The organism is Arthrobacter sp. R3-55 (assembly GCF_054161505.1).
This window is the reverse complement of record NZ_CP096423.1, coordinates 2,461,108-2,476,840: the sequence shown is the minus strand read 5'-3', so window position 1 is coordinate 2,476,840 and position 15,733 is coordinate 2,461,108. Positions and strand designations below refer to the sequence as shown.

Below are 15,733 nucleotides of genomic sequence, written 5' to 3'. Positions count from 1 at the left end.
CCGGGATCGTCTCATCTCCCTGGACAGTGCATTGGAAGTTGTCACAGGGTAGCGTCGTAGCCGTCATTTATGTAAGTATGTGCGTATGAATGCAGATAACAGAATGTGCTCCTTGGGGGTCGATAGCCAGTACGTGGAACTGGCTGTTGAAGTGTTCTCCATGCTTGCCGACGCAACACGGGTTCGGATCATCCTGGCCCTCAGGGACGGCGAGATGGCAGTAGGGGCATTGGCTGAGCTGCTTGGAAAATCCCCGGCGGCTGTATCCCAGCATCTGGCCAAAATGCGCTTGGCGCGAATGGTTTCCACGCGTCAGGATGGCACCAGGGTCCTGTATCGCTTGGAGAACGAGCATGCCCGGCAGCTGGTGGCAGATGCCATCTTCCAGGCCGAGCACGCTCTTGGCGGAGAACCGGCACATCACCGAAATGAAAAGCAGGCTGCGACATGACCAACCCCGGACCGGTCCGTGATCATCACTCCGCGCATGACCACCACCACAGCCATGGCTCAGGGGAGCAGCACGAGCATCATCACCACTCCGGTTTCAAAGGTTGGCTGGTGGAACTCTTTGTTCCGCACACGCACGATGCCGCCGATTCGATCGACGATGCGGTGCAGGCCAGTGCCGAGGGCATAAAAGCCCTGAAAATCAGTCTGATCCTCCTGCTGGCAACCACGGTGCTGCAGTTTTTTGTGGTTCTCATCAGCGGTTCGGTGGCCCTGTTGGCCGACACAATCCACAACTTTTCCGATGCCTTGACCGCAGTCCCGCTCTGGATCGCCTTCATCCTGGGGCGGCGAGCGGCGACCCGTCGGTACACGTTCGGGTTCGGGCGGGCGGAAGACCTCGCCGGGTTGTTCATCGTTGCGGTGGTCGCTTTGTCCGCGGTCGTGGCAGCCTGGCAGTCCGTTGACCGCCTTGTGAATCCTCAACCCTTGACCAACCTTTGGTGGGTATTCGCGGCAGGCCTTATTGGGTTCGCCGGAAACGAGGCCGTGGCGATCTACCGTATCCGCGTTGGCCGCCGCATCGGCTCAGCGGCGTTGGTAGCTGACGGGGTCCACGCCCGCACGGATGGCTTCACGTCCTTGGCTGTGGTCCTCGGCGCCATCGGTGTCATGCTGGGCTTTCCGTTGGCTGATCCGATCGTGGGCCTTTTGATATCAGCGGCCATCCTCATCTTGCTATGGGGCACTGTCAGAAGCATTGGACGGCGTTTGATGGACGGCATCGAACCGGATCTGGTTGAAACGGCCAAGCGGGCTTTGGGGGAAACCCCGGGGGTCCTCGGTGTTCCCCGGCTTCAACTGCGCTGGTCCGGGCATCGGCTCCAGGGCACGGCGGCGCTGACGGTCAATGCCGGGCTTGATCTCCTCAGCGCTGAAGAGATCACCCATGATGCCGAACATCGTCTCAAGCATGCGCTGCCGAAGATAGATGACATGCTCCTCACCGCGGTCACCCCCGGCAAGGAGCACCAGAGCAGGTTCCCCGCTCACTGAAGCGTGGCTGCCGACACCGAGGCAGCAAATGCCAATACGGCTGAAGAGAAGGCCAGCACATCCGCAGAAGCACGCTGGCCGTGCCCGCCGTCGTTCTCATTGAACAGCCATGCGCGCCCGCCGCGGCGGCGGATGCCGGCGACAAACTCGACGGCGGCGCTGTTGTCTACGCGTTCGTCATGGCCCAACAGGCAGCAAAGCATGGGCGGTAACCCGGCGGCGGAGGTTTTCATCCGTCTCAGCAGGTGAAGGGGGGAGTAGTCTGCGCGCTGCTCGTCGGTAGTTTGACCATCGGTGCCGAACTCGTGCGCCCATTGCCTGCCCAAGCCATGGCGGTACAGGTTGACCGTGTCCAGCAGGGGTGCAACGGCCACGACTGCGCCGAAAGAAGCTGGTGAGCAAAGTGCTGCCGCGGTAACAACCATGCCGCCATGGGAGGCTCCAAAGGCCACGATCTGCTCCGGCGAACTCCAGCCTTCGCCCACCAGATAGGAGGCAACGTCGACGAGGTCCTGGACGGTGCGCATCTTTTTGGACGCGCGCCCCGCTTCATGCCACGTCCCGCCCTGCTCTCCGCCACCCCGCAGTTGCGCAGCCACATAAACGCCTCCGCTTTCCAGCCAGGCCGGCACGCTCGGTTCGGCTTCAGTCTTGTGCTTCACGCCGAAACCTCCGTAACAGGTGAGGATCAGCGGCAGCGGCCGGAGCGGATTCGCGTCAGGACCGAGATCTTCGGCTCGAACGGAAACGATCAGGGGGATGTCGACGCCGTCACCTGCCCGGGCTTTCACCTTTCGATGAATGATGGAGGCCGGCGAGGAATCACTGCCGTGCGGAGCACTGGTCCGTGAAGGGATCTCCAGGCAGAGGACACCTGACGGCCGCTCCGGGGAGGCTGTTTGAAGCCACAGAAGCGTGGAGTCTCCCCGGTCATGGACGTTGAACGATTGCAGGTGCTCCGCTGGAGACAGCCGATGGACAGGGAAACCATCCAATGCGAGGCTGGTGCCGTCCTCATCCTCCATCACAGCAAGGCGGGCGGCAGGTGCCGTCGGCACGGCAGAGGGATGCCAGGCACCTGAGGTCAGCTCCCACATCCGGGTATCGCTCCCGGGGCGCTTGGCTTTCAGGTGAAGAGCCCCGTCAGCACGTGTGAGGGAGAGTCGGCATCCCGACAGTGGGCCCAGGTCGTCAGGGAAGGGGACGTCCACAGCGAGCCCGGAGTCCAGGCCGTAGTGGGTGAGGCTCTGCTGCGGCGGCTTGCCATTCAGGATCCAGAGGCCGCTCCCGTGTGCATCCCATTGCGTGGCGGCGTACCAGACGGTTGCGCCGGGGACGTTGAGGGGAGCCTCCCCGGGGGCGAGGACATAGACCTCTGCGAGTTCACTGTGCCGCGTGCTCAATAAGGCCGCGACCCGCGTTCCGTCCGGGGCGAGGGTGAAGCCGCGCACCACGGTGCCCGGGGGCATGGGAATCCGGCTGCCAGGCGGCTCGGCAGCGGTAGAACGGCGCTGGTGGATACCCCACGCGTCGCGGAGTTCCTCTTCTGAGGCCAGGAACAGGGAAGCGAAAGCATCATCTGGCCCGCGCCAGAGGAAGGCCGCCTGTCCACCTGCGAGCTGGGGAAGCCCTTGGCGGGGCGTGGCGTCCCAGCGTTCCAGCAGAGCACGGAAATATGGGCGCATTTCCTTGCCGGGAATCGTGGTGTCCATGTCAGTCATCGGCCCACGGTGTCGCCCGGAGCGGCGTCCGCAGACGATACCCAGGCGAGGTGGCCGCCGTCGTGCAGTGGCGTGTCCAGGGTGATGGTCCGCAGCGGGCTTCCGGGCACTGAGGTCTCAACCACATGGACCTCACCGTGCCCGCCGCGGGTCACGGCGACGAGTTCGGATGAAGGCGAGGCGGCAATTGCCCGCCGCTCTGCGTTGTCCCACGGCTCATGCCCGGGCCGCGGAGCCCCCTCCATGGAAGGAAGCTCCCACGTGCCGCGGAGTTTGAGGCCATGCCCGGCTGGTCCCAGGTGGTGCACGGCGAGTTGGTCGCCGTCGGGGTGTACCCGGGCGGTGCTGATGCCAGTGGCCGTGAGTGCGAAGCGAAAGACCAAACCTTTCCCCAGTGGCGCTGTTTCGGTCCGGTTGCTGTCCACGTGGTGGACCCACAGCGTGTTGTTCCACGTAGCCCAGTTTCGTGGTTCCGCTCCGCCCTCGCGCAGGACAGCTACCAGAACGCGGCGCCGTGGGCAGAATCGTAGGAAATATGCCCGGCCAGGGACGCCCCAATCAAGGGAGGGGAGGGCTTCCGGCCGGGATTTTCGGACATCGAAGCGCTCCAAGCCTCCGCCCGTGGCTACGAACATGATGCCTGTGGTGGGGTCGAGGGCGTCGCCATGGCCGTCGGGAGAAGCGCTGAGTTGTTGCCCGCGAATCTGAGGGCAGTGCACGCCCTCCTCCAGGATTCTTTTGATGCTGAAGGACTCGATGCCTCCGGGCTCCCGGTGACGGACGACGGCGGCGGGTCCGTTGGGCGTCTCACTCACCACCACGCCCGGTTCCCCCGCGCGGGTGCGGATCCGGCGCGAGGTGGGTCCGCCGTCGGATTTCAGGTCCACAACGGTGAGGAGATCGCTCCATGGTTCCCAGGAGAGGCCAAGCCCCGTGGTGACCGCGATGAACCGGCCTTTCGGGTCACACGCCAGGTGTTCTCCGGGTATGGCAACGGGGACGGTGAGGGGTGGCTCTTCTCCGAAAGCGTCGACGATGATCAGGGCACCAGCGGCGTCGTCGATGAAGGCAGATTTTCCTCCACCTAACAGTAGGAAACCCGCGTGTTCGGCCAGGACCACGGAGTTGAGCCGCCGTCTGACGTGGCCGGTGTGCGGGTTCAGGAACTGCACATTGCCGGCTTTTTGGTCCGCCACGATCAGTACTTCCTCAGTCATTGAGCCTCCTGGAATTGTTAATTTGAGAATGATTCTCATTAACTATAGTGTGAAGTTGTCGCAGCAAAAGCCGCGATAAACACCACCACCGAAAGGAGACCAACCATGGAGAAGACCACGGTTTTGGTTGAAGTAGAAGAGACCGAGCAGCTGGCGCACCTGTCCGCGACTCACTCGAACGCACTGGTCGAAAACCCGTTCGACTAGTCACTAAGCCAGGGGGCGGGTGCGCCGGCGCGCCCGCCCTCTTAGCTTGGCCGACATCCTCACGAACATCCGGAAGGAAACCATGGGCACCGCAGCAGTAGACACCTTTGACATCGCGGGAAAAACGACGATCCGCAGCGCTGACGGTGCTTTCTTTCATCTCGCAGCCCCGGCGAAGACCGGTGCGCCTCTCGCCGCCCGGCTCAGCCAGGAACTTCTTCAACGCCGCCAGTCCGCTGTTCGTCCCCGTGCTGGACGCGAACGGATTGACATAAAAGCCTCCGCTGCCGAAGCAGCCGGGCTCCTCTGCTTCCTGGCAGATTCCGGCGTTGCCGCAACCGTGGTCAAGGACGACGCCGGCCACGCACCAGGAGGTCTGCTGCTTCATGTCGTGGGCTCGCCGGCAGGGCGCAGTGTCTACGACGAGCTCCCCGGCAAGGGGACCGCGGTGCTGCGCTGCTACCGTGAAGGCGAACTTGTCTTCATCGATCCGTTGGCCGTCTCTGCCGAGGATCCCACCGGGTCCCAGGTGCTCCGGCGCAGACTTGCCGCCTCACCGGCCGCCGCTGAATTGAAGGCTTGGCTGGATACGCCCGCAGCATCAACGGACCTTGATCTGCAAGGCACGGCACTGGGACTGGTGAAGGCCCGGTTGCTCATGAGCATCGCGGCGTGGCAACAGGATTCCCCTGCACTTCCTGGCCTCCGACGCACCCTCTGGCGCCTCGACACCGCAACGATGGTAGCTACTGAGCACCCGGTGCTGCCTTTCCCGGAGCCTGCAACCCTGGATGAAAACCGGCAGGGAATGCGGTGATGATTCCCGCAACAGCCCCGCATTCCGTTCCGATTCACGCTGACGACGGCATCCGCCTGGCCACCGACCACTATCGTTCTTCCATCAGGGAAGAGCCCATGGGTACGGTCCTGATCCGGACGCCCTACGGCCGCAGTCAGTACGCCGGCCAGGCCGGGGCATGGATGCGGGCAGGATATGACGTGGTGGTCCAGGATGTCCGGGGCCGTTACGGTTCCGAGGGCGAGTGGCGCCCCTACGTCAGCGAGGGGCGGGACGGAGCTGAAACTGCGGAAAAACTCGCCGCCCTGGACCTGCTCCGCGGACCGCTGATCCTGGCCGGCGCATCCTACGACGCCCACTGCGCTGTGGAAGCAGCCCGTGTACTGGAACTGGAACTGGAACGGATACCTGCATCAACAGCGGGCCAGGCCTCCAAGGTCATTCCCTTCGCCATAGTAGCCATGGTGCCGGCCCTGGGACTCCACGAAACGGCGCGTCATCCTGACGGCACACCTCGGCTGCGGGACAGGATCGGATGGTGGCACCAGCATGGATTCGGCAGCACCTCCAAGGAACCACTCCATCCCGCAGAGCTCCACTACAGGACCACACAGGCAAAGATCCGCGGCAGGAACCTGGCGCTCCAAGGCCTGTTCCAGGATGACGAGTATGGTCCTGGTGCCAGCGATACTTGGCGGCAGCTGTGGGACGCCCCGTCCCTTGACCTCCATGCGCTCTACAGCAAGCTCAGCACACCGCTCCTGATGATTTCGGGGCGGGACGATTTCTTTGTTGCAGAAGCATTGGCGTTGGCGCAGGTCTGGGGCAGCGCGGTGCCGGGAACCGTGGTGCAAACCCTGTGGGGGCCGTGGGGGCACGGACTGACCAGGGACCTCGACGACGAAACCACCGCCGCCCTCCGCGAACAGGGCGGCCTGATGGCACGGATCAAGGACTTCCTGGCCACGGCCAACGGGAATGAACCTGCAGCAAACGCCGACAACGGAGCCGGCACTGCAGGCCTCGCCCGGCCGCCGGTCCTGCACTGGCAGCACCATGATCTGGCCGGAAGCTGGGGCTGGGCCCCCTGCACTATCGACTCGCTTCAGCATCAATGAACAACCACGGAGAATCATGACCACAACAGCCGAAGCCCTTGGCCTACTGCCCCTGCACACCCTGGTGGACGAGCAGACAGGGATTATCCGCAGGGTGCGCACAGTCATGACCCCGGACAACGCACCACCGGCGTACACCTCCATGACTGCTGAAGTGTCCAATGCCCGGTGGCTGGGTGACTGGCCAGCCGACCGGGTATCGCTGGGCACCACCTTCGGGGACAGCAGGCAGGCCTGGATCGCCGCTGTTGCAGAAGGCATGGAACGCTACTGCGGCAATTTCATTCCCGGGGAGCTCCCTGACCAGCACTACTTCACCGGAACGGCCCGAGAGCTCGAAGCGTCAGGCCGCACCGCCGTCGGACTTCAGGAACTGCCGCAATTCGCCGGCTGGCAGCTGGAGCAGGAGGCATTTCCCTACCGGAACCTCGAGCACGATACTCCAACCCTGTGGACAGCCTGCACGCGGGAACCGGACAAGGCGGAGGTCTGGCTTCCGGCGAGCCTTACACTGCTGAACTGGCGGCAGCGGCGATTCCGGGACCTGCCGCGGATTCATCATCTGAACTATGCCGGGATCGCCACGGGACAAGGTCCGGCCGACGCCGCCAACCGGGCCGTGCTGGAAACCGTGGAACGCGATGCCCTTGAACTGTGGTGGCACCTTGGCGGTCCCACGCGAGGCATCAGAACGGCAAGTGTTCCAGGGCTGGTGGAGGCCATGGAAGGCTGCCGCCTGCAGTACTGGGTGGTGGAAATGCCCAGCGAATTCGCCCCGTGCATGGCAGCACTGGTGTTCGATCCGGACACCGGACTGTATGCCGCGGGATTCTCATGCAAGAACGATCCCGCCGAGGCCGCACGCAAAGCAGTACTGGAAGCTGTCCACACCTGGATCTACTCCCAAGGCGCCACCGACGCCGACGGGTGGGTGTTCCAAGCCGTGGAAGCAGGGCTCATGGCTAAAGGCCTGTACCTGGAACACCGTGCGGACCGCCGGTACCTCGATGACGTTGGCCCCCACTTCAGCGCAGTCCATGACCTTGGAGCGCACGTGCAGGTGTGGCTGGACCCGCGCACACACCACCTCGCGGACAGGTTCACCCATCCCGCAGGTGGCGTGGTGGATATCCGCGCCGTGGACTACGTGTCCATGCCGGCACTCCATGAGCGCCTCAAGGCAGGCGGCCACACCGTGTATACCCGTGAACTGACAACCCCCGATGTCCGCGGCACCGGCCTGAGCGTAGTCCGCGCCGTGGTGGGAGGGTTGGTACCCAACGCCCCGGCCGCCTTCTCATATCTGGGCTGTCCCAGATTCGGGGAAGCGGCACTCCAACGCGGCTGGAGGGAAACCGTGCCATCGCGCCCCCAGGATTTCACCCTCACCCCGCCTCCCCATATGTAATGGAAATACCGGACGTGTTCCTCCCCGAAGGCCTTGCCCGCGCCTGGACTTCCGAAATGCCCGGGCCCGTGCAGCCACCTGGTCCCCGGAACGCCCCGGCCCGAGGCTCTGCCCAACCCCCGGGCCCGGCGGGCATTCCTGTCACCGCCATGCTGCGGGCCATCTGGTGGAGCGAGACATTCCACCTCAACCCGGCCACTGGACTGCCCGGAAAGGTCCGTCAACGCGCAGTACCGTCGGCCGGTGGGTGCTACCCGGTGCAACTGCGGGTCCTCTGCGGAGCCGGCTGCGACGTCCCGCCCGGAACGTACATGTTCCATCACGGCCACGCTGAGGGCACCAGTGACGGCGGGCTGCTGCGCTTGCACGGACAGGACGCCGTCGCTCACCTCACAGCCGGAGTGCGTGCCCCCGGCCGGGGAGCCGTCGTCGTACTGACTGTGCTGCCCCAACGCACCGCCTCGAAGTACCACCACCGGGCGGGACCCCTGTTGATCGCCGACACCGCGTATGCGGCCGTAGCGCTAGTGCACCATGCCGCAGCCCTTGAGGTGCCCGCCGGGTGGAGCGTCCTGGCACCACAACACTGGCCCGGGCCGATCCCGGAGTTCACGGTGGCTGCAGTGACACTCGGTGCTGCATCCGGGGGCATCGGGAACACGCGGGAGGACACTGCGGGTCCACGGATCGCCGGCGTGACCGAAGCGCAGCTGGCGACCCGGAGGAGTGCGGACGTAAGCGGTCCACGCGCCAGGGCAAGCTGCGCGAATGACTCGAACACGGCACTTCAGCGGCTGTTGGACAGTTCCTTGCCCACCTTCCCGGAGCCCGTTCCGTCGTCCTGCCGTATCCGGCTCCTCACCGGGCACTTGATGAAGTCACCACTGCTGCCCCAACGGTGCGCGGGCCAACACTGGGTACGCAATCTCCACGCCTTGGTGGTCTTCGAAACCTCCATCACGCCCACCCACGAGTCGATGTGGTGGTCTGCCGCGCTCGCAGCACACATCCTCTACACCGCCCTGGGGACGGACACGAGTCTCGATTTCAGACCCGTCGGCGGATGGACAGGGACGGACAACGGGTGGACGACGCTTCACGGACTCGGAATCGTCCTCCGGGAAACAGACCACAACACCCACGAAAGGCCCGCCCATGCTGGTCAATAAGAGGCTCCTTCAGATGACGTCCGGTCACCGCGGCCCACTGTTCGGCGTCACGGCGTTGCTGTGCGCCACCACCGCGAGCTATTGGCTGCAGGCCTGGCTCTTGGCCCAAGCGCTCGCGGCCCTGGTGCTGATGGCGCGGGAACCCGCAGCCCGCGATGACGGAACATACGGGCCGCTGGTTCCGTACCTTGCCGGTGTACTCGCCTGCGGGGTTGGCCGCCTGGTGCTCCAGCAACTCCACGCCCGGCTGGCGAGCTCCCTGGGATCCGGCGTTCGCCTCCATGTTCGGCGCTCCTTGGCCCACCGGTTGCTCCAGCCCGAGAGATTGAGGGACACCTCTGAACGGAGCGGAGCCCGGCGGCTGGCCCTCAGTGAAGGCGTTGATGGAGTGGACACCTACATCAGCCAGTACATCCCGCATGCCTTCCAACTTCAGATAGTGGTGCCGGCCCTCCTGCTATGGATCGCTTGGTTGAATCCCCTCCTGGCTCTGGCCCTGGCCCTCGCCGTGGCAGTAGCTGTGGGGGCCCCTAAACTCTGGAGCAAGAGGCTGGCCAAACGCGGACAGCACCACTGGGACAGTTACGAAGCCCTCAGTGCCGATTTTCTGGAAGCACTCCAGGGCATGCGCACGCTGAAGATCCTGCACGCCGTTCCCCGGACACGGGCCAGGCTCAACAACCGTTCGCAGCAGTTGCACCGGGCAACGGTGTCAACAATGCGCACCTCCCTGGTGGACACCGCCTTGGCAGATTTCGGAATCCAGGCAGGGTTGTTGGCTGCAGCGGCAATGGCCGCGATCGCAGCCATGGGACAAGGCCCGTTGGCCGGGCCCGAATCTGCAGGCATGACCTATTTCCTCCTGATGCTCTCTTCCGAGGTGTTCAGGCCGGTGCGGGACCTGGCCCGGCAATGGCACGCCGGGTATCTGGGGCTCTCTGCCTTGGGGAGCATTGATGCAGCGGGCGGTGCCGACGACGGCAAGCCCACCCCACGCTGGGAAGGACAGCAGGCAGACTCCGGGCTGGAGAAGGTGCATGAGCTGGCGACGATCCACAAGGCTCCCACGTCGCCTGATGATGCCAATGCCTTGGACCGTCCCGAAACTCTTACCTTGGACCGGGTGAGCTTCCGCTACTCCGACGCCGACCCCTGGGTCCTGCACCAGGCCTCAGCCCGGATCCGGCGCGGGGGCCTCACCGCGCTCGCAGGCGTGTCCGGGGCGGGCAAGAGCACGCTGTTCGATCTCCTGCTGGGATTCCTTCCCGTAGGGGAGAACCGGATTCGCTTGGATGGCCGGCCACTGAGGCCCAGTGATGTCAGCGTCGTTTCCCAGCGCAGCTACCTCTTTCCGGGGACCATCCGGGAGAACCTCCGAGTGGTAGCGCCTGCTGCCAGCGAGGCGCATTTTTGGAGTGTCCTCGACGCAGCCGGCCTGGGGGAGGAACTGCGGCAATGGCCTGAGGGCTTGGATACCGTGCTGTCCGAAGGCGGCGGTTCGGTATCAGGCGGTCAGCTCCAGAGACTCGCAATCGCCCGGGCACTCCTGGTCGAGAGGCCGGTTCTCCTGCTGGACGAGCCAACGTCTGCCCTCAATGCCGAGCTTGCCGGACTCGTCCTGGCAGGCCTTCGCCGGGTGTCCTTCCAGCGCATTGTCCTCATGATCGCTCATCGCCCCGAGGCCCTTGCCGCCGCAGACACCGTACTTCGTCTTAGCGAAGGTCATCTCCTGACAACCCGGCAACCGGAAGCAGCCACGCTATGAGTGCTACAGCCCAAACTCCACGTAACCCGCTGCTGGGCCTGATTCCGTATATGTCCGGTGAATGGGCGGCCATGGTGTGGACCGCGGCGGTGGGCATCCTGAACAACCTGGCGCTCATTGTCCTCGCAGTCACCGGTTCCTACGTGGTTGCCTTGGCCGTCATACGTCAGGAAACCGCCGCTCCGGCCTGGTGGATCCTCGGAATCACAGCAGTGATCCTCCGGGCCGTTCTCACCTGGCATGAGATGGATATTTCGCACAGCATCGCTTACAGGATTTTGGCGGCACTAAGGATCGCCCTCTTTAATGGTTTCGCCCGCGGAGTCCCGTCCCGCAAACCTGGTCAGCACACCGGCAAGCTTGCCGCAACGGCCATGGGAGATGTCGAAAAGCTCGAGTTCTTCTACGCCCACACTGTTGCCCAGCTTGTCGGAGCGGCAGTACTGTTCATCGCCGGCGTAGCGGTCCTCCTGCCGCTCGGCCCGGAGATTGCCGGGGCGCTGCTACTGGGGTTCGCCGCGTTGATGGCGGTGACGCTGCCGGGTCTGCGAAGGGGTGCCGTGCTGGGGGCGAGGGTTCAGGAAGCCCGGACTGCGGTCTCGGTCCTGGCTGTGGACCTGTTGGCGGGGACCCGTGAGATCCTGGGCTTTGGTCTCCAGGAGCATGCACAGCGTCAGTTGGCGGAACAGAGCCTCGTGGTGGACGCCGGGCAACGCAAACTTAGCTCTTTCCTCGCTTTGGCGGCCTCGCTGCGGGAGCTATGCGTTGTGGGCACCGTGGTAGCGGTGTTCCTGGCCGCAATTTCCACGCCGGGGCTGGATGCGGTGTGGTTGCCTGCATTGGTTGCGGGGACCTTGACCTTACTGGCCCCGATTTCTGAAGGCGTGGCCACTGTGACGCAACTTCAGCCGCACCGCGCCAGTGCGCACCGCGTTTCGGAGGGGATCAACTTGCCCTCGAACACGGGCCGGGCACCCGGGACCACGGAATTTGAACCCGACGGGCCGCTGGGTATCGAGATGAAGAACCTGCAGTTCACCTACGACGACGGCGAACCGGCTTTGCGGTCGACCTCACTGTCCGTGGCACCGGGGGAGCATCTGGGGATCAGCGGCCGGTCAGGTGCGGGGAAAACCACGCTGGCCCGGCTTTTAGTGCGTCTCTGGGCCCCGGATTCCGGGAGCATTTCGCTGGTATCGCGTGAGGGCAGGGCGGTTGATGCCTGGGCGGTGAATGAGGCTTCGTTCCGGCGCATGGTCACACTGGTGGAACAGGACTCGCCGGTATTTCACGGTTCCGTCCTGGAGAACATGCACTTGGCATGCCCCGCGGCAACCGGGCCCGAGGTCTTGGAGGCTTTGCAACGTGCGGGGCTTCCGCTCATCGGGGATCGCTGGGCCGGAGGGGTGGATACTGTGATCGGTGAGCAGGGGATGAGCCTGTCCGGCGGCGAAATGGCGCGCTTTTGTTTGGCGAGGGCGTTGCTGATGAGGCCCAAGGTTCTGGTGCTGGATGAAACCACTGCAAGCCTGGATCCTGCCTCGGAAAATGCCTTGGTAGAGGCTCTTGCAGGGATCGCCGGGGAGACCACGGTCATCACGGTCTCGCACAGGGAGTCCACCCTTGCCGCCTGCGACCGCCGGGTGCATCTGGGGGAGTAGCTGTATCACCCCCAGTGCCCCCTCATTCCCCCTGCGAGACGGCAGTTGGCGCCCATATTTTTGAAAAACATGGGCGCCAACTGCCAAACTCGCGGAGGCTGGAAGGGGTTAGAACGCTTCCGGGTGCAGGCCCTTCGCGATCTGCTCCACGGCACGGAGGTTGCCCCACGTGCCGGGCATGACGTCGTCCGAGCTGATGGCAACCAGGCGGTTGTTCTTCACTGCGGCTACCTCGGGAAACTTCTCTTTGAGGAACGTACGGGTGGCGTCCTCGTGGGCTTTATCCAAGGTGGTGAACACGATCACCTCGGGGTTCTTCTCCACCAATGTCTCCGGGGAGATCATCGCCGAGAAGAATTTGGCGAATGCCTCGTCGGAGGGGCTGAAGAGATTCTTGCCGCCTGCGGTCTTGATCATGTCGTACTCAATGCCGGCTCCGATGGCCGCGATGGAGTTTCCTTCCACGAAAAGCTCCACCACGGTGGGCTTGTCCTTGCCGTCTACTGCCTTCTCCACCGAGGACAGCAGATCAGCGGCTTCCGTTCGCACGGCTGCGGTGTTGCCACCGGCGCCAACAATCGCACCAATGTTCTCTATATCAGTGAGGATGTCCTTGACCTCCGCCTTGCTCCGGCGTTCCATGCATCCTGCAGTGGCTATGTAGGACTCAGCCCCAGCGGCTTTGAGCTGTTCAATGCTCGCAAATCCTTGCTCGGCTGTGAATTCGTAGGCGGTGGGCGAGTAGACGAAGTCGGGATTGGCGCCAAGCAGGATTTCACGCGACGGCGGCATCTGATCGCTCAGTTGTTTGACCACACCGCGCTCCTTCAGCTCCGGCAGCAACTCGCGGCCCTTGGTTTGAGCCTCAGCGGCTAGCTTGTTCGCGGCGCCCAGCTTAACCAACAGCTCGGACTGTCCAGGTGTCATGGCCACGATGCGCTCCGGTACGGAGGTAAAGGTCAGCGTGCGTCCGCAGTTCTCGATGGTGCCGGCGGGTTTGACCGCACTGCCGGCCTTTTCCGTTGCAGGGCTTTGGCTGACAGCCTGTCCGCAGCCCGCGAGCAGCATTCCGCTGAGCGTCATCACGGACAATACTGCAGCCGTTTTGGGCAGGGTGGATTTCTTCATGGATGTGCCTCCAGGTTTGTGTTTGTGATGAGAAACTTCAGGGGCGGGACGCAGATAGCTCAGGGTCTTTATGTGGTGCCGTGGCTGCGTTCGGTGTTGTAGCTGCGTTCGGTGCTGCGGCTGCTATGGCGATCAGCGGCCTGCCGGTGAGTGGATGCTTTAGCTTCCGTGACTGAACCCCAAAGCAGTCCCGGATGAGCTCCGGGTCCAACAGCGATGCCGGCGGACCGAAGGCCTGCACCTTCCCGGACTGCAGGACCGCGATGTGGTCGCAGAATTCTGCTGCAAGGTTCATGTCGTGCAGGGCTGCCAGGACAGTCCGTCCCCGTGAGGTGACCAGCTGCATGAGTTCTAGCTGGAAAGCGACGTCGAGGTGGTTGGTGGGCTCGTCCAACACCAGTACCGGTGCTTCCTGGACAAGTGCGCGAGCCAGCAGCACTCGTTGTTTTTCGCCACCGGACAATCCGGCAAAGTATCGGTCCGTGAGTGAGGAGGCACCGACGTCGAGCAGTGCTTGGTGGACCAGGTGATGGTCCTGGGGGGAATCGGCACCGAAACCGTGCTGGTGGGGGGCGCGGCCCAGCATCACTACCTCTCGGGCCGTCATGGGGAAGTCCTGGCTTGATTCCTGGGCCATGACTGCCACTCTTAGCGCCATTTGCCGGGAGCTAAGACGGCGGACGTCCTCGCCATCAAGCAGGACACAGCCGGCTGATGGTTTATTCACCCGGTAGAGGGTGCGGAGAAGGGTTGATTTGCCGCAACCGTTGGGCCCCAATATCCCGATTACCGAGCCGCTGGGTGCCGGGAAACTGACATCGTGGACCACGCGCGTACTCCCCAAATCGACGCTCACGTTCTTGAATTCAACATTCATCGCTTGATACCTCCGCGGACAGCTCCGTTGCTGCGCATGAGCCACAGGAAGAACGGCGCCCCTACAGTAGCGGTGAGGATGCCCAAGGGGATCTCCGCCGGTTGGGCGATGGTGCGTGCCAGGAGGTCGGTGAACATGAGGAACAGGGCGCCGCCGAAGATCGTGACCGGGAGCATTTTTCGATGGTCCGAGCCAACCAGGATGCGCGCCGCATGCGGCACCACCAGGCCAACGAATCCGATTCCACCGCAGACCGCAACCGTAGTGGCGGTCAGCAGCGCGGTAGCCAGAAGAAGCGTTCGACGCATCGATTCCACATTTACTCCCAAAGCCGTGGCGGTTTCGTCACCGGCCAGGAAGGCGTTGAGGGCACGGGAGCGCAACATGGCGAAAACACCCACAGCCAGCAGAGCGAATCCGGGGAGCAGCAGTTGCGGGTATGTGGCCGCAGAGACGCTACCCAGCAGGAAGAACAGCACACTGTAGACGTTCTGCGCGTCAGTGGTGATGGTGAGGAAGTTCGTGATGGCAGCCAGCAGGGAGCCAAGGGCTACGCCGGCCAAAATCAAGCGGGAGGGCGCGATGACGCCATCCTGTTTTGCCAGCAGATACACCAGGGCCGTCGCTGCAGCAGCCCCTACGAAGGCCGAGGCGTTCAAGCCGATGCCTGCCACCGCCGTCGAACCCGCCACGATGGCAAGCACCGCGCCCACTCCGGCCCCGGCCGAAACGCCAAGAATGTAGGGCTCAGCGAGGGGGTTGCGGACATTTGCCTGCAGCAGTGCACCGGCTAATGCCAGGCTGGCACCGGCGATCCCTGCCAGCAGGGACCTCGGTACGCGAAAGCTCCACACAGCTTGGTCCTGGGAAACAGTGAGCGAGCCGTCGGTCATCCAAGGCATGCCCGGAATCAGGTGGCCGGTCATGATCTGCAGGGATTCGATGAAGGTGGTCTGAAGTGGTCCTGTGCTGCCCGAAACCACCAAAAGTACCAGAATGCCTAGTGCCAGGGAGGGCGTTATCAGCCGTTCAAGGGCCGTTCTGCGGGGGATCGGCGGTGGGGCAGTGGGGCGGATGCCGGAAGCAGCGGGGAGACGGGCGACGTCAGCGGTCATAGGAGTGTCCAATCACACCCGAAGCTTAGCTTAACTGAGAAT

14 protein-coding genes are annotated in these 15,733 nt (G+C 63.8%); 9 read left to right on the top strand and 5 right to left on the bottom strand.

Annotation, left to right across the window (positions count from 1 at the left end):
• Window positions 1–85: 85 nt before the first annotated feature.
• Together M1D51_RS11505 and M1D51_RS11500 are read left to right on the top strand one after the other, a co-directional pair.
• On the top strand, window positions 86–451 hold the full coding sequence (locus M1D51_RS11505) for an ArsR/SmtB family transcription factor (RefSeq protein WP_458106556.1): 366 nt from the start codon (window positions 86–88) through the stop codon (window positions 449–451).
• Entirely contained in the window at window positions 448–1,506 is a 1,059-nt protein-coding gene (locus M1D51_RS11500) for a cation diffusion facilitator family transporter (protein ID WP_458106555.1), read from the top strand. Before M1D51_RS11505 ends, M1D51_RS11500 begins: the two co-directional genes overlap by 4 nt.
• Here M1D51_RS11500 and M1D51_RS11495 read toward each other — a convergent pair.
• Window positions 1,500–3,227 (bottom strand): prolyl oligopeptidase family serine peptidase, encoded by a 1,728-nt coding sequence (locus M1D51_RS11495; protein ID WP_458106554.1) that lies wholly within the window; start codon window positions 3,225–3,227, stop codon window positions 1,500–1,502. The genes M1D51_RS11500 and M1D51_RS11495 overlap by 7 nt on opposite strands.
• Window positions 3,224–4,444: a hypothetical protein gene (locus M1D51_RS11490; protein ID WP_458106553.1), complete on the bottom strand. Its 1,221-nt coding sequence runs from the start codon at window positions 4,442–4,444 to the stop codon at window positions 3,224–3,226. The genes M1D51_RS11495 and M1D51_RS11490 overlap by 4 nt, the downstream gene beginning before the upstream one ends.
• 105 nt (window positions 4,445–4,549) lie before the next feature.
• Between M1D51_RS11490 and amiA the strand changes: the two genes are divergently transcribed.
• From amiA to M1D51_RS11455, 7 genes are all read left to right on the top strand, one after another.
• On the top strand, window positions 4,550–4,651 hold the full coding sequence (gene amiA, locus M1D51_RS11485) for a streptamidine family RiPP (protein ID WP_242703463.1): 102 nt from the start codon (window positions 4,550–4,552) through the stop codon (window positions 4,649–4,651).
• Window positions 4,652–4,733: 82 nt separating this feature from the next.
• The gene (locus M1D51_RS11480) at window positions 4,734–5,468 is read left to right on the top strand and encodes a hypothetical protein (RefSeq protein ID WP_458106552.1); all 735 of its coding nucleotides are present in this window, start codon (window positions 4,734–4,736) and stop codon (window positions 5,466–5,468) included.
• A complete protein-coding gene (locus tag M1D51_RS11475; RefSeq protein ID WP_458106551.1) occupies window positions 5,468–6,568 on the top strand; it encodes a CocE/NonD family hydrolase in 1,101 nt (366 codons plus the stop codon). The genes M1D51_RS11480 and M1D51_RS11475 overlap by 1 nt, the downstream gene beginning before the upstream one ends.
• 16 nt (window positions 6,569–6,584) lie before the next feature.
• Window positions 6,585–7,976: a YcaO-like family protein gene (locus tag M1D51_RS11470; RefSeq protein ID WP_458106550.1), complete on the top strand. Its 1,392-nt coding sequence runs from the start codon at window positions 6,585–6,587 to the stop codon at window positions 7,974–7,976.
• On the top strand, window positions 7,976–9,145 hold the full coding sequence (locus M1D51_RS11465) for a hypothetical protein (protein ID WP_458106549.1): 1,170 nt from the start codon (window positions 7,976–7,978) through the stop codon (window positions 9,143–9,145). Before M1D51_RS11470 ends, M1D51_RS11465 begins: the two co-directional genes overlap by 1 nt.
• A complete protein-coding gene (locus M1D51_RS11460; protein ID WP_458106548.1) occupies window positions 9,132–10,910 on the top strand; it encodes an ATP-binding cassette domain-containing protein in 1,779 nt (592 codons plus the stop codon). Before M1D51_RS11465 ends, M1D51_RS11460 begins: the two co-directional genes overlap by 14 nt.
• The gene (locus tag M1D51_RS11455) at window positions 10,907–12,571 is read left to right on the top strand and encodes an amino acid ABC transporter ATP-binding/permease protein (protein ID WP_458106547.1); all 1,665 of its coding nucleotides are present in this window, start codon (window positions 10,907–10,909) and stop codon (window positions 12,569–12,571) included. The genes M1D51_RS11460 and M1D51_RS11455 overlap by 4 nt, the downstream gene beginning before the upstream one ends.
• A gap of 108 nt (window positions 12,572–12,679) precedes the next feature.
• Here M1D51_RS11455 and M1D51_RS11450 read toward each other — a convergent pair whose 3' ends face one another.
• From M1D51_RS11450 to M1D51_RS11440, 3 genes are read right to left on the bottom strand one after another with little or no spacing between them, the layout of a single operon-like run.
• Complete coding sequence (locus M1D51_RS11450) at window positions 12,680–13,699, bottom strand: ABC transporter substrate-binding protein (RefSeq protein WP_458106546.1); 1,020 nt, start codon at window positions 13,697–13,699, stop codon at window positions 12,680–12,682.
• A gap of 37 nt (window positions 13,700–13,736) precedes the next feature.
• Entirely contained in the window at window positions 13,737–14,576 is an 840-nt protein-coding gene (locus M1D51_RS11445) for an ABC transporter ATP-binding protein (RefSeq protein ID WP_458106545.1), read from the bottom strand.
• Complete coding sequence (locus M1D51_RS11440; protein ID WP_458106544.1) at window positions 14,573–15,691, bottom strand: FecCD family ABC transporter permease; 1,119 nt, start codon at window positions 15,689–15,691, stop codon at window positions 14,573–14,575. The genes M1D51_RS11445 and M1D51_RS11440 overlap by 4 nt, the downstream gene beginning before the upstream one ends.
• Window positions 15,692–15,733: the final 42 nt, after the last annotated feature.